We start from the raw sequence: 12896 nt of genomic DNA, 5'->3' as shown, positions 1-12896 counted from the left end.
TTTTATTGGTTTTTATATTTACGCAACTCGAGTCGGGCAACGGTGGCACGATGCACCTCGTCCGGGCCATCTGCCAGACGCAGCACACGAGCATAGGCAAACAGCTGCGTCAGTGGGAAGTCATCATCGCTTACACCAGCGCCGCCATGAATCTGAATAGCCTGATCAACAATGGTTTGCAGCATCGAAGGGACAACAGCCTTGATCATGGCAACCTCCTGAATTGCACCTGCAATACCCTTGGTATCCAGAGCCCATGCGCACTTGAGCGTCAACAACCGGGCCTGCTCAATCGACATACGGGCATTGGCAATAATATCCGGGTTACCACCAAGCTTGGCCAGCGGGCGACCAAATGCCTCGCGGCTCGTGGCCCGTTTGATCAGCAGCTCAAGCGTACGCTCAGCTGCCCCGATAGCTCGCATACAGTGGTGCACCCGACCAGGACCAAGGCGCCCCTGCGCGATCTCGAAGCCGCGCCCCGGACCGGCAATAAACGCACTCTTCGGTAAGCGAACGTTGTCAAACAGCACTTCGCCATGACCATATGGCTCATCATACTCACCAAACACCGGGAGCATGCGCTCAATTTTCACGCCCTGTGTATCCAGCGGTACCAGAACCATCGAGTGGCGTCGGTGTTTATGGGCATCCGGGTCAGAAAGACCCATAAAAATCGCAACCTTACAGTCAGGATGGCCAATACCGGTGCTCCACCATTTACGGCCATTTAACACCACTTCATCACCGTCAAGCATCGCGGTTGCTTCCATAGTAGTTGCATCCGATGATGCTACCGCCGGCTCAGTCATACAGAATGCTGACCGGATTTCACCACTAAGAAGGCGGGGGAGCCACTCAGTCTTCTGCTCCTCGGAGCCATAATGAATCAGTACTTCCATGTTGCCGGTGTCCGGCGCATTGCAGTTAAAAATCTCGGGCGCAATAAAGCTGCGACCGGTCTCTTCTGCAATCAGGGCATAATCTGAGTTAAGCAGACCACAACCATGCTTCTCATCCGGAAAGAACATATTCCAGAGCCCTTGAGCTTTTGCCTTCGCTTTCAGCTCTTTGATGACAGGCAACACAACCCAGCGGTTTTCAAGAGAAGCCAGTTCCTTGTGGTATTGAGCCTCAACCGGGAATATCTCTTCTGCCATAAACGCTTTTACACGCCGGAGATAATCCTGACCTTTCTCGGAGATACTGAAATCCATTGCCTGACCCTCATAGAAATTGCACATACTGGTGCCACGAACATAAGCACATTGATGCCAGTCTATGATTACACCCACTATTACGCGACTGAATTATTCTTATCGTTTACTATTAGAATTACTTATTCATATCAGGGCACCGTTACTATGGCCGGGAGTCGACTGGACCTCAACCTTCTGCATGTCTTTGACACCATTTACCGGGAAGGCAGCCTTACCCGGGCAGCAAAGGCACTACACCTGACACAGCCGGCAGTCAGCCACTCCCTGGCACGCCTGCGGGATCATTTCGACGACCCTTTGTTTACGCGGCAAGGCAATCAGATGATGCCAACACCGCTGGCCCGCCGCTTTCTTGAGTCAATGAAACCCGGGCTTACCCAGATCCAGGGCGCTGTTAACCAGTTCCATGCATTTGATCCGGCCAATCAGCGAAAAACCTATTCGCTGGGCCTCAGGGATGTTCTGGAATCAACCTTTCTGCCTCAGCTTATGCAGCGACTGGATCCTTATCCGGAACTGGAAATTGTCAGTAAACGCATTCCCCGACGGGATATGGAAACGCAGCTTGCGGCCGGCAAGCTGGACTTCGCTGTTGATGTCCTGCTTCCAGTCAGCAGCCAGACATCTCATGAATTGCTGAGACAGGACAGGCTTGTGGTTCTTGCCAGGGAAGGTCATCCCCTGACTTTACAGACGCTGGACATGGACAGGTACCTTTCAGCACGTCACATACTGGTTTCATCACGTACGGAAGGCCCGGGGATTGAAGATTTTGAATTATCACGACTGGGGGTTCAGCGCAGCATCCGTCTGCGCTGTCAGCACTATTACGCGGCCTGCCGGGTTGTGGAATCAACAGATCTTCTGCTGACCATGCCGGAAACCTACGCCAGGATTATTTCTGAACGCGCCAGCATCACAATAATGGAACCACCGGCCGATCTGCCGTCACTCGATGTGCATTTATACTGGCATAAAGCCTATAGCCAGGAGCCGGCATTGATCTGGTTCAGAGAGCAGCTTAAGGCAATTCAGTAAGCGCCGACGGCGACAAGGAAACCAAAAAGCCCCATAGCCGTGATGCCGAGTGAGGCGACCACAATGCCAAATCCCCACCAGACGGCTGCACCATCAGAGATATCAACTCCGTGACCACGCAGCGTACGGTAAAACGCCCAGGGCCCAAGCACAAACGAACCGACTACAGCAAAAACCAACCCGACACTGATACCGGCAAATGTCCAGGTCGCAAGCACTGTGGCACGGTCGGATACGCCTTCCCGAACTCCATGATGTTCAAGAAACTTTTTGCAGAAAAACCAGACCAGTGCATACAGGATAGCAACAAAAACAAGGGCGCCAATGATGGTAATAAGTCGATAGAGCAACGGGACCGTCCTGTGAGTTCGTTAAACCAATTTCAGGCGTTAGCACGCCGGCTAGCGGACACTATAAACGCTGTGCCACATACGGGTAAAACGGCTTTATTGGCCTGCATGCTGGCGCCTCGTGTGCAGAGGACTAAACTGGGCTTGTTATCTATACGAGCCAACTTGAAAAAGGAGTCGCCGACATGGCCCATACTACCCGCATAGCTGTAACGCCGGGAGACGGCATTGGCCCTGAAGTCATAGGGGAAGCGATACGCTGCCTGGAAACCCTGCGTACCAGGCATGGCCTGGCACTTGAATGGACCCGATTCCCCTGGCCCTCCCACGCCTGGCACCAGGAGCACGGCGAATCCATGCCTGACGACGCGCTGACGCAGCTCAAAGCCTACGATGCCATACTGCTTGGCGCCCTGGGAGATCCGGGCCCCCTGGACGATCCTAACCGTTATCTTTTGACTGATAGTGTTTCGCTGGCACCCTTGCTGGAAATGCGTAAGGGCTTTGATCAGTGGGTGTGCGAACGCCCTGCCCGTTTGCTACCCGGCGCTCGCCAGTATCTTGCCGATGAGCGGGCGAAAGACATTGATATGCTCGTTATCAGGGAAAACTCCGAGGGTGAATATGTCAGTCAGGGCGGGCGCCTGCGTATGGGAACCGAGGATGAGATCGCAACCCAGATGGAGGTATTCACCCGTAAGGCTACCAATCGCATCATCCGCTATGGTTTTGAACAGGCTCGTGCCAGGGCTGCAGAGCGCGTACTGGAAAGCCGTACCAGAACCTTCTATAGCCTTGACGGCTCTCATGACGGGCGCCCCTGCGAAAGTCAGGTGTGTCTGATCACCAAGCGTAACGCACTGCGTTACTGGGGCGATATGTACACTGAGGCCTTCGAGGAAATCAGCAAAGAGTATCCGGATGTCGCCACGCACCATGAGCTGGTCGATGCAGCCTGCATGAAGTTCGTACAAAGCCCGTGGGCATTCGACGTGGTTGTAGCCAGCAACCTTCAGGGAGATATTCTTACGGATCTTGCCGCAGTGCTCTCTGGTGGCATGGGTGTGGCCCCTTCCTGCAATCTCAACCCCACGGATCCGGATATGCCCTCCATGTTCGAGCCGACTCACGGCAGTGCTCCGGATATTGCCGGCAAAGGTCTTGCTGATCCAACTGCAATGCTGTTTACGACTGCCCGAATGCTGGAATGGCTGGGACGGAAAGACCCTGCCATGGCGACTGCAGGCAAGGAATTATTTGATGCAGTAGCGGCGGATCTCGCGGAAAATGCCGGCGTACCGCGGAGGACACAGGAAATCGGTCAGGCGATCTGCCAACGGCTATCAGCCTGAAAGGCAATGAAAGCAGGGCCAGAAATTACATGCTGACCCTGCTTTATTAAAAACCTGGCATTTACTCAGCCATCACAAATTCAAGACGACCTGGTGCCACTCTGATATCCATGGGCACCATTCCGAACATCCGCTGGGCAAGGTTAGTATCATCCAGACGGTAAACCGGCATGGTTTCCAGCATCTGAGCCACAACCCGCATCACGCTGTCCGTCACTGGCGCAAGATCACCCTTGAAAAAACCGGAATCAACGCTGCTTTCAAGCAACTTTATCCTGCGAATATATATGGCCTTTTCCTGGCTGTCATAAACCGGGGCACCTTCAACTTTCAAGGCAATATCAACCGGGAGTTTGGCCAGAAATGCATTCAGTGCTACCTGCCCTCTGACATCGATAACTGCCACATCACGGCCATCCGGCCCCAGGGTAATATCGGCATCATCAAGGCTCAGGCTGAGTGGCGATCCGTTCTTCAGCTGCGTGCGGTCGTAATCACGAACAGCATCCTGCAGGTGACTTTCGAGCTCCCCTTCCGAGATTGAATAGGGAGAAAGACTGGCACAGCCACTGGACAGTACAAGCACCAATAAAATCATGCCCCAAAGGCCACTCAGGCACAGTTTATTCATCATTCGATCTCCATGGATTAGGCACCTCCCGACGGCAGGCTGCCCGGGGCATTTACTCATTCTCGGCCCTCGCCTCTACGTGAGGGGTAAGATTATCATCGAAAACAACATGCAATAGAATGGGTTGACAGCATACCTGGCAGTCTTCCACGTATTCCTGCTCCGCCACTGACGGATCGACGCTGATTTCCAGCGCCTCCCAACAATAGGGGCACTGGATAAGCACAGAATCCAGGGCTGACATAGCTCCCCCTCAGAACTGTTGTTTTGCCATCCATGGAATGATGCGATCAAACGCTGCATCGAGCTTCTCGCAGCTGGTCGAGAAACTGATACGAACTGCGTTCGTAGAGCCTTCGCCAAAGGCATCCCCGGGCACCATGCACACCCCGGTTTCCTTAAGCATACGCAGCGCCAGATCAGAACCGTCAACATGGGGAGGCAAGGCCGGGAACGCGAAAAATGCGCCGCCAGGTTTGTATCCGGTCATGTAGGGGGTCTGATCTATCAGTTCCACGACTTTGTCCCGGCGCTCCCGATAGATATCTACCATGTCTTTTACACACTGCTGGTCACCTGTCAGCGCCGCAACACCAGCGAACTGAGACGGTGTATTTGCAACGGACGTAGTGAACATATGATAGCGGCGCAGAGACTTGATTGCGGCCTGGCTGGAAATCACCCAGCCGACACGTAACCCGGCCATACTGTAGGTTTTTGAAAAACTGCTGATGCACATGATGTTATCCAGGTCCATAGAGCAATTCAGGACACTGGCAAAATCCTCGTCATCAAAAATCAGGTGGTCATAGACCTCATCGGCATAGACCTGAATACCCCTGTATGCGCACTCTTCCAGAATGGTTTCAACCGTGCTGCGGGGATATACCGCTCCCGTCGGGTTATTCGGGTTATTAAGTATCAGGGCGAAGGTGCGTGGCCCCATTGCCTTGATGACTTCATCCGGATCAAGCTGATGATTATTCTCCGCATGGGTTGATACAAACTTGACCTCGCCCCCATTCATGCGGATCAAAGGTGCATACAGCAGGAAAGAAGGGTCGGTCACAATAAACTGACGCCCCGGCGCAGCGGTTGCAGAAATCGCCAGATACATGGCTTCTGTAGCACCACTTGTAACCAGAATGTTGTCTCTGGTGAGTTTGCGGTTATAGCGCTTGCCGTAGTAATCCCTGAGCGCTACCAACAACTCCGGCAACCCGGCATCCATGGTGTATCCGGTCTGCCCTGCATTCAGAGCATCAATATACGCATCAATAATATGCCGGGGTGTCGGCAGATCCGGCTGGCCGATGGAAAGATGAATCACATCTTTCATCGTGGCCGCCATATTGACCATGCGCCGGATACCCGGCACCGGAACTGCCTGCATGGCTGGGTTCCAGCTGGCCTTGGTTTTCCGGTACTTCACTTTCCGCACTGTGTCCTGGCCGGCATCTCTGTTGGCGGCGTTTGCCATAACAACCTCCTGAAACGGGAACGAAAGCAAAAATCAACTACCTTGCAGGTTAGCCAGTAAGATCAGGGCATACAAGGCAAAAACTTACAAACATCGTGCAGACATACATACCTGCCCGTAAAACCTTTTGCCGGAAATACCGGGTTGACCCGATCGCATCCGCCTACCAGACTGTGTCGAGAGACTGAGAGTGTGAAAGAAAACCTCAGAAAAACTTAACCCGAAATCAGCCATTTAATCAGGCGGAGGTTCAATGACTCAGCGCGACAAGCTTGTGGTAACCGTTCTTACTGCGCCAGGAGAGCCAGAGCCGCCGGGCATGGACTCACTCAGGGCACGCGCAGAAGTACGCTTCGCCAGTGACGAAGCCACTCTGCGGAGCACCCTTCCTGGTACCCATGTGATGATGGTGACAGATTTTCGCACCGAAGCGCTGGAAGCCGCCTGGAACTGTGCAGACAAGCTGAGATGGATACATGCTACCAGCGCAGGGGTGGACGCATTGATGTTCCCCGCCCTCACCAAAGGCAGTGTTGTGGTCACTAATGCCAGAGGCATATTTGACAGAACCATCGCCGAATACGTGCTGTGTACTATTCTGATGTTCGCCAAGGACTTCCCCGGCTCTATCCGTTTGCAGATGAAACATCAGTGGAAGCACAGGGACACAGAAAGAGCCTCAGGAAAACAGGTTCTGGTGGTCGGTGCTGGATCCATTGGTCGGCAGATTGGCCGCCTTGTTGCCGCTGCCGGACTGAAACCCCACGGTATTGCCAGAACAGCTCGTACTGACGATCCGGATTTTGTTGCAGTGCACGGGAATGACGATCTGTACGAACAGCTGGGCCAGGCCGATTATGTAGTCATAGCAGCACCGCTTACTCCTCAGACGGAAGGGTTATTTGACGAAAAAGCCTTCAAGGCCATGAAGAGCTCGGCTCGTCTGATTAATATCGGCCGCGGCCCTATTGTAAAAACCGACGACCTGATCGCTGCACTCAAGGCTGGAGAAATCGCCGGTGCTGGGCTTGATGTATTTGAAGAAGAGCCACTACCCGAGGACCATCCGTTGTGGGATATGGAAAATGTGATCATGACAGCCCACATGGCCGGTGATTTCATTGGCTGGAAGGGTGCACTTACCGACCAGTTTCTTGAAAACCTGGACCGCTGGATCAACGGTGAGGGGCTGTTCAATATAGTGGATAAGAAACTGGGGTACGCCAGCAAGTAAGCTGCAGGATCAAGCGAACCTATAACCCGAAAAACCAACAGCGATAGATAAACAGCGGAATCATACAGTACAAGATTCCCGTTTTATATATTCATTATAATATGCGGCCCTACTCCACCAGATTTGACACATTCTAACGACTCGATAAGAATGCGAAGACTTTGCAATGGACGTGCAACTACATGGAGGTTTTATGGCTTTATCCCGCATGGCGGCGGTTGTGCTGCTGCTTTTTACTGTTCACACTCAGGCTGGTGAGTTGGTTCTATCCCAGAACCTGAAGCTACAATATTCACAACCAAACTTGATATCTCACTCCAGCAACACCCTAATCCTGAAGTACGACGACTGGGTGGTCTCTCATCAGCTAGTAGATCCAAAAACTGTTTATACGAGGATCGATCTGTCAGGTATTGAGGAACAGTACATAAAGTCACTGTTTTTACCTGAAATTCGCAATACCTTTCCTGAGTGGCTCCAGTCCCTTTCAGAGGAACAAGCGCTGCAATTTGATCTGCCATTAGCCGCAGTTACCCAAAAACAGGTTGGAAACGCCAAGCTGATTGGAACCTACAGCAAGAAAAATGGAGAGGGCTATCTCTATATTTTTGACAAAACCGCCATTCACCAATTCAGGGTCATCGGAAGCGAACAGCAATACCAGCAGATCATTGAAAATGTCAAGGAACGATGACAGTGGATATTTACGACAGAGAACACCTGAAGCAATTTCTGGTAACGCTGTTCGGCCAACAGGCAGCAAGCTGGCACCCAAACGAGCAACTTTTCAACCTGACCTATGAACTGGTTGAAGAATCAGGCAGCTGCAGTGAAGCGATCAAGTATGTCCCCGGACCACTTGGACCAGCGAGAAATGCATATAAATGGATGGCTCGGGAGGCAAGAAGCAAGTTTCTGCAGGCTCTTTCCGAAAACAGGGACCATTACACGATATGCATTGGCGCCGCAGCTTATCGGATGGTTCATCGTTTTCAATTGGCGGCTCAGGGCGTTTGAGCCCACCTAGCCAAATTCAGAAGTATATAATCGGAAGATAGCCTCTCCTGCTCAAGGCGAGGCTTGCCGAAATATCCTTCGCGCAATTTACAGAACAGATCGAACTCATGGTCTTTCAGGTTACCAGGAAGCGCTCTCACGAAGTCCGGCTCCTCCACCATCCGGCTTGAAAATCTATCAACAGTTTTCTCGTCCATCATCAGAGCGTTGATGATGGGGCAGCGGCCACGAGCATCGCTCAGAATACTAAGGCCTTCTGAATCTATATCCCCCCAATAGGCCACTTGTTTGGAAACAAGCCAAGTAGCCGATAACCATGAGGTATTCCTGCCCCCTCCAAACACGGCAATCGTATTATTCAGTGGAGGCAGTGCCAACCCAGACTGAACATTCTCCACAACCAGAATATTACTGGCTGGCAACTCATAATTTTTCAGGGTAGCTGTATCCATCTGCAGTATTGGCAAACCACCTAGTGCGGCTTGACTGCTCTCACACAAGGGGCGGACGAATAGCCAGCCCTTGGGGTTTTCTAGGCAGTTCAGCCAAGCCAGCAACCCGCCTGCTATCGTTACACTTCCCTGATACTGAACGTCTAACAGACGCTCTACGAATCGTAAATTTTGCTCAATGAATTTTGTATCCACGTATATCACGGGCAAAGCACGAAGGTAACAACCTGCCCCCAGACCCGGCTTGAGTTGTGGGATCAGCTTAACCAGCAGCTCCAGTTCATTTTCGGAAAATCCGTTGAGAACCTCCAGATGGTCCACCAAAACATCAAATAGCTCCTTCTGAGCCGTCCGTTCTTGAGCAAATGGTTCCGCAAGAATACGTGATATCCTTGCCTCCCAAACAGCCAATGCCGAACGCTCCTCCTTACCCAACAACTCTGCCAAAGTTTCAATATCATTTACCAAGAAACGAGCCGGCAGGGTCTGATCAGATAATTGGCGGAAAGTACGGCTTTCCCAGACAACACATGACTGTTTCGGGAAAGCCCTCCAGGCTTCTACGAAATGCTGATATTGCCTCAATCCCACGGCAGCCTCCTGACCACGAGGTGGCTTAAGGCTAATGGATATGGGAAATGTCTTTTGCCCTTTGAGCCTCGCCTTTAAAGCACGGGGGTTGCGCCATTCTTTCTCCCGAAGTCGCTCAATCACCTCCTCTGGCAACAACCCCCAATTACGATCACTCATCAACGCCAATTTCCAAAGACTCGGCATCGCTCATTACCGAACTGTGTTTTGCATTTGCCAGTTTCTGGTCAATTTCCTCCCAGGTCAGCTCACAAAGCTGGCTTTCATGGGTTTCGGCATCACGTTCGGCAATCAATAACGAACGTGCGGATTCACGGGCCAGGTTGAGGTTCTTGTAGGGCGTAATCAGGTTTACATGGATATGAAGTTCCTTGAAAACCTTGAGCACTCGACGGCTTACAGACTCAGCCGTATTGGAGAAGGCTTCATCAAGGAATACCGTACTGTAAACAGGCTGATCGCATCCATCTGGCGTAAGGACATACGCCAAGCTTGCCGCCACGACCATTCCGGCAAATGACTCTTTCTCTCCCCCCGACTTTCCGCTGGACGAGTCGAGAACATCGCGAATGTTGAGGGTATTGGCGTCCACTTCCTCGGCATAGAATGTCATTTGATAACGGGGGTCCAGCAAACGCATGCTTTCCAGCGAGCTTGAAGTTCCGGATGAACTGGCCTTATCAAGCACTGTGACCACTTCAGATAAGGCATTGAACCGGCCTTCGTGGTCATCACTGGTGACTTGGCCCAAAACTCCCCGTAGTTTGCGATCAAATTCAAATACATGGGGGAACTTCTCCCTGCGCGTACCCAACTTCAGATAACTGCCTACACGAAATTCTGTTCTACGAAGCACATTGTTAATGATACCGATACGCTCAAGGATATCTTCGCGCTCCGAATCCAGCTTGCTCTTGATACTTGCAAGCGACTGGGTGGCGTGCTTGTTCAGCCGTTCCCTGAACTGGTCAACCAGCGAGGGAAGGCCTTCACTCTGCAACTGGTTCAGATGCTCAAGAAAATCATCAAGGGCCGCAAGGCCTGTCGGCCAATCCAGCACTATAGGGCGCCACTGATCCTTGCCACGAAACGAACCCATAATGCCGTTGGCCCTACTCTCCGCCGTGCTTTGGCTACTGCGCTTGGCGTCGATAAGTGCATCCAGCTCTTTCTCAACCTCAGCGTAACGGTGTGTCTCATCTAACGTTACGGCGCCCACCCGCTGAGTCAGCAAGGCCCGGCATTCATCCGTGAGTCCTGGAGCAGCAGCCTCAAGGTTTTTACTGAGCGCCTGATTAGCACTTTCCAGCTGGTTAGCGACGCTGCCTTTCTGAACCTTGACCTCACCAGCGTCTTGCTGAATTTTCTGCCTCTCCAGCTTGGCCTCTTCCCATTGTTTTTTGGCTTCCGCCAGATCTCCCTGCGAAGCCTCAAGCGTGTGAAGATCTGACTGCAATCCCTCTAATTTCTCCTGCCAGTGAGGTACATCGATATCTTCCCAGTGAATACCTGTTACTCGTTCCAGTATTGTTTTGCGCGTACCCACCTCATCCATGGCCTTTCGGGCTTCAATAACCGCGTCTTCAAAATCTTTAACCTGCTGCAGAAGCTCCTTCATGTCGTTGCTCAGTAATGCCAACCTGCCTTTATTGGAAAAGCCCAGGTTCCAACGACGACGATCATCAATTTTAAACTGATCTTTTTTCTCGAATCGCCCCTTCTCTTTATGAATCAACCCTTCCCTGGTCATAGAGAAGGGCGTTATATCCAGATCTTCCGTGGTGTTCACGCAGGCGAGATCGAACTTACTCAAATGGTGCTTGAGCCAATCGCGATAGGGGTGCTGACGCCAGTCCAGCTTTCTGAGAAAGCCACGTTCCATAAACTCCGGCGATTTCCATCCCCCATTGCTGTCACGCACCACCTGGACCCGAACATGGAGACCGGTATGACGGGCATTGAGCCAGCGAGTCACCATTGAGTAGCTAGCGGCAGGAACGAGCAATGTTGTTGGCAAGCCACCCAGTGCCCGCTCAATAGCGCCCTGCCACGGGCGTTCCTCTTCCCGCACATCTATCAACTCACCAATAAACACCAAATCCTCAGCGGGCAAATTGAGCGATTGCACCAACTCCTCCCGCAGCCGCTGAAACGCAGGTGCAATATTGGAATCGGGCCGAGCCTCAATTTCACAGATTTCTTTTTTCAGATCACCAAGGGCGTTCTGTGCCTTGCTCAATTCACCACTTGCCGCACCAAACTGGTCCTGACTGGCTTCCGTATCTTCGTCGATACGCTCAAGCCAACCCGCCACGACCTGTTGGTTATCCTGAAACGAGCGCTTTTCCAGTGTCTTTTGCAAACCAAGGCGGGCCATATCCTTCTGATACGCTGAGGCCTTCTGGCTGGCATCAGAGAGCTTGTTGCGGCCAAGCTCGATATCCTTTCTCAAGGATTCGATCTTGTCTCCACCATGTTGTAGATACTCGCCATGGCGGCGTTCAACCAATGCCTCTGCATCCAATTCCTTTCTTGCCAGCTCTTCGAGTTTACCCTCTAACCGCTCTACCTCTGCGTTAAGCTCTTTTGCCCGAGCAGACCAGAGTGCAGCCAGCATTTCACCGAAGTAAATTCCCAAGTGATCTTTCTCCAACCGAAGCTGACCGAGGTCCAGTTCCGCCTGTCGAAGATCGTCTGCCAGACCAGGTAAAGGGCTCAGGTGATCGACCTGAGCTCTCGTATCCACCAGCCTGTCGTGGGTCGCAACCAGATCACCAAACTCCTCCACAGCTTTTCTGGCATCGTCGCGGATGGTGCTGGGCTCAAGCACCAACTCCCGGATCAGCCTGGTCAAGTCATCAATCTTTTTGAGCCCCAGCGCCCGTGATAACAAGGCAGGGGCATTTTTGTTCTCCATATACAGAGATCTTCGGTAAAGCTCCTGGTAGTCAGAGAAGCGGTCGTCGCAACATGTAATCAACGCATCATTACGCAACCATTGCTTAAGCGATGTGGAGCTCCCCTCCCCGAACGCATCCAGCATTTCTTTCAGTTCGAGGTTACGGCGAGCGACCACGTAAATACGCTTTACGTCAGTCAGCGCATTGGAAGCCTGTGTGGTCCAGAATAATGCCGCCAGCGTTATCTCGGATTCATCATCGGCCCGGTACAGCGCTCTCAGCCCTGTCACAACGGATTTTTCCCGCTTGCTCTTTACCCGGGTGCTCGAACCCTCATGGGTAGCTCCATAACTACCACGCATATAAGAGAGCAAGGAGCGATCTGTCCGGTCTCCCTGAGCGGCAGCAACATTAAAAGTCGCCCGCCCAGCGGGTAACAGCAGGGCCATCAGGCCATCCACCAACGTCGACTTTCCAGAACCATTGTCCCCTGTAATCAGTGTGCCCTCAGGGTCTATTCTGGCAGTATGCAATCCCTCAAAGGATCCCCAGTTGTATACACTTAACTCTGCCAGACGAATCTGCCCTTGCTGGAAAAAGGTATCGCTGTAATGCTCCATGCTGGTCATGC

Annotated in this window: 12 protein-coding genes; 5 read left to right on the top strand and 7 right to left on the bottom strand. The window is 52.2% G+C overall.

Features of this window, described 5'->3' with window-relative positions; translation table 11 throughout:
- Nucleotides 1–2: 2 nt before the first annotated feature.
- The gene (locus DS878_RS04720; RefSeq protein WP_113814828.1) at nt 3–1217 is read right to left on the bottom strand and encodes an acyl-CoA dehydrogenase family protein; all 1215 of its coding nucleotides are present in this window, start codon (nt 1215–1217) and stop codon (nt 3–5) included.
- Nucleotides 1218–1364: 147 nt separating this feature from the next.
- On the opposite strand from DS878_RS04720, the gene DS878_RS04715 reads away from it, so the two are divergent.
- Nucleotides 1365–2258: a LysR family transcriptional regulator gene (locus DS878_RS04715; RefSeq protein WP_113814827.1), complete on the top strand. Its 894-nt coding sequence runs from the start codon at nt 1365–1367 to the stop codon at nt 2256–2258.
- Here the strand turns inward: DS878_RS04715 and DS878_RS04710 are convergent.
- The gene (locus DS878_RS04710) at nt 2252–2608 is read right to left on the bottom strand and encodes a hypothetical protein (protein WP_113814826.1); all 357 of its coding nucleotides are present in this window, start codon (nt 2606–2608) and stop codon (nt 2252–2254) included. The genes DS878_RS04715 and DS878_RS04710 overlap by 7 nt on opposite strands.
- A 185-nt stretch (nt 2609–2793) precedes the next feature.
- Between DS878_RS04710 and DS878_RS04705 the strand changes: the two genes are divergently transcribed.
- Complete coding sequence (locus tag DS878_RS04705) at nt 2794–3960, top strand: isocitrate/isopropylmalate dehydrogenase family protein (RefSeq protein ID WP_113814825.1); 1167 nt, start codon at nt 2794–2796, stop codon at nt 3958–3960.
- Between the two features lie 61 nt (nt 3961–4021).
- Here DS878_RS04705 and DS878_RS04700 read toward each other — a convergent pair whose 3' ends face one another.
- Genes DS878_RS04700 through DS878_RS04690 form a run of 3 tightly spaced genes read right to left on the bottom strand, consistent with a single transcriptional unit; the run spans nt 4022 to nt 6071 of the window.
- On the bottom strand, nt 4022–4591 hold the full coding sequence (locus DS878_RS04700) for a DUF1439 domain-containing protein (RefSeq protein ID WP_113814874.1): 570 nt from the start codon (nt 4589–4591) through the stop codon (nt 4022–4024).
- Between the two features lie 52 nt (nt 4592–4643).
- Nucleotides 4644–4835 carry a CPXCG motif-containing cysteine-rich protein gene (locus tag DS878_RS04695; protein ID WP_113814824.1) on the bottom strand — a complete coding sequence of 64 codons (192 nt, stop codon included), beginning with the start codon at nt 4833–4835 and terminating at the stop codon, nt 4644–4646.
- Between the two features lie 9 nt (nt 4836–4844).
- Nucleotides 4845–6071 (bottom strand): pyridoxal phosphate-dependent aminotransferase, encoded by a 1227-nt coding sequence (locus DS878_RS04690; protein ID WP_113814823.1) that lies wholly within the window; start codon nt 6069–6071, stop codon nt 4845–4847.
- Between the two features lie 253 nt (nt 6072–6324).
- Here DS878_RS04690 and DS878_RS04685 point away from each other — a divergent pair, with 253 nt between their 5' ends.
- The 3 genes from DS878_RS04685 to DS878_RS04675 all read left to right on the top strand — a co-directional run bounded on the left by DS878_RS04685 (nt 6325) and on the right by DS878_RS04675 (nt 8322).
- The gene (locus DS878_RS04685) at nt 6325–7305 is read left to right on the top strand and encodes a D-2-hydroxyacid dehydrogenase (protein WP_113814822.1); all 981 of its coding nucleotides are present in this window, start codon (nt 6325–6327) and stop codon (nt 7303–7305) included.
- A 193-nt stretch (nt 7306–7498) separates the two neighbouring features.
- Nucleotides 7499–7999 carry a hypothetical protein gene (locus tag DS878_RS04680; RefSeq protein WP_113814821.1) on the top strand — a complete coding sequence of 167 codons (501 nt, stop codon included), beginning with the start codon at nt 7499–7501 and terminating at the stop codon, nt 7997–7999.
- 2 nt (nt 8000–8001) lie between these two features.
- On the top strand, nt 8002–8322 hold the full coding sequence (locus DS878_RS04675) for a hypothetical protein (RefSeq protein WP_148707064.1): 321 nt from the start codon (nt 8002–8004) through the stop codon (nt 8320–8322).
- Here DS878_RS04675 and DS878_RS04670 read toward each other — a convergent pair.
- Both DS878_RS04670 and DS878_RS04665 read right to left on the bottom strand, forming a co-directional pair.
- Nucleotides 8310–9524: a DUF3322 domain-containing protein gene (locus DS878_RS04670; protein ID WP_113814819.1), complete on the bottom strand. Its 1215-nt coding sequence runs from the start codon at nt 9522–9524 to the stop codon at nt 8310–8312. The genes DS878_RS04675 and DS878_RS04670 overlap by 13 nt on opposite strands.
- On the bottom strand, nt 9517–12894 hold the full coding sequence (locus DS878_RS04665; RefSeq protein ID WP_222837438.1) for an ATP-binding protein: 3378 nt from the start codon (nt 12892–12894) through the stop codon (nt 9517–9519). Before DS878_RS04665 ends, DS878_RS04670 begins: the two co-directional genes overlap by 8 nt.
- Between the last annotated feature and the right edge of the window lie 2 nt (nt 12895–12896).

The organism is Marinobacter sp. F3R11 (assembly GCF_003318275.1).
GTDB lineage: Bacteria > Pseudomonadota > Gammaproteobacteria > Pseudomonadales > Oleiphilaceae > Marinobacter.
This window is presented reverse-complemented; position numbering and strand designations above follow the sequence as displayed.

Coding starts and splice junctions, on each gene's coding strand:
- DS878_RS04720 (WP_113814828.1), bottom strand. CDS start 1,217: ATGGATTTCAGTATCTCCGAGAAAGGTCAGGATTATCTCCGGCGTGTA.
- DS878_RS04715 (WP_113814827.1), top strand. CDS start 1,365: ATGGCCGGGAGTCGACTGGACCTCAACCTTCTGCATGTCTTTGACACC.
- DS878_RS04705 (WP_113814825.1), top strand. CDS start 2,794: ATGGCCCATACTACCCGCATAGCTGTAACGCCGGGAGACGGCATTGGC.
- DS878_RS04700 (WP_113814874.1), bottom strand. CDS start 4,591: ATGAATAAACTGTGCCTGAGTGGCCTTTGGGGCATGATTTTATTGGTG.
- DS878_RS04695 (WP_113814824.1), bottom strand. CDS start 4,835: ATGTCAGCCCTGGATTCTGTGCTTATCCAGTGCCCCTATTGTTGGGAG.
- DS878_RS04690 (WP_113814823.1), bottom strand. CDS start 6,071: ATGGCAAACGCCGCCAACAGAGATGCCGGCCAGGACACAGTGCGGAAA.
- DS878_RS04685 (WP_113814822.1), top strand. CDS start 6,325: ATGACTCAGCGCGACAAGCTTGTGGTAACCGTTCTTACTGCGCCAGGA.
- DS878_RS04680 (WP_113814821.1), top strand. CDS start 7,499: ATGGCTTTATCCCGCATGGCGGCGGTTGTGCTGCTGCTTTTTACTGTT.
- DS878_RS04670 (WP_113814819.1), bottom strand. CDS start 9,524: ATGAGTGATCGTAATTGGGGGTTGTTGCCAGAGGAGGTGATTGAGCGA.
- DS878_RS04665 (WP_222837438.1), bottom strand. CDS start 12,894: ATGACCAGCATGGAGCATTACAGCGATACCTTTTTCCAGCAAGGGCAG.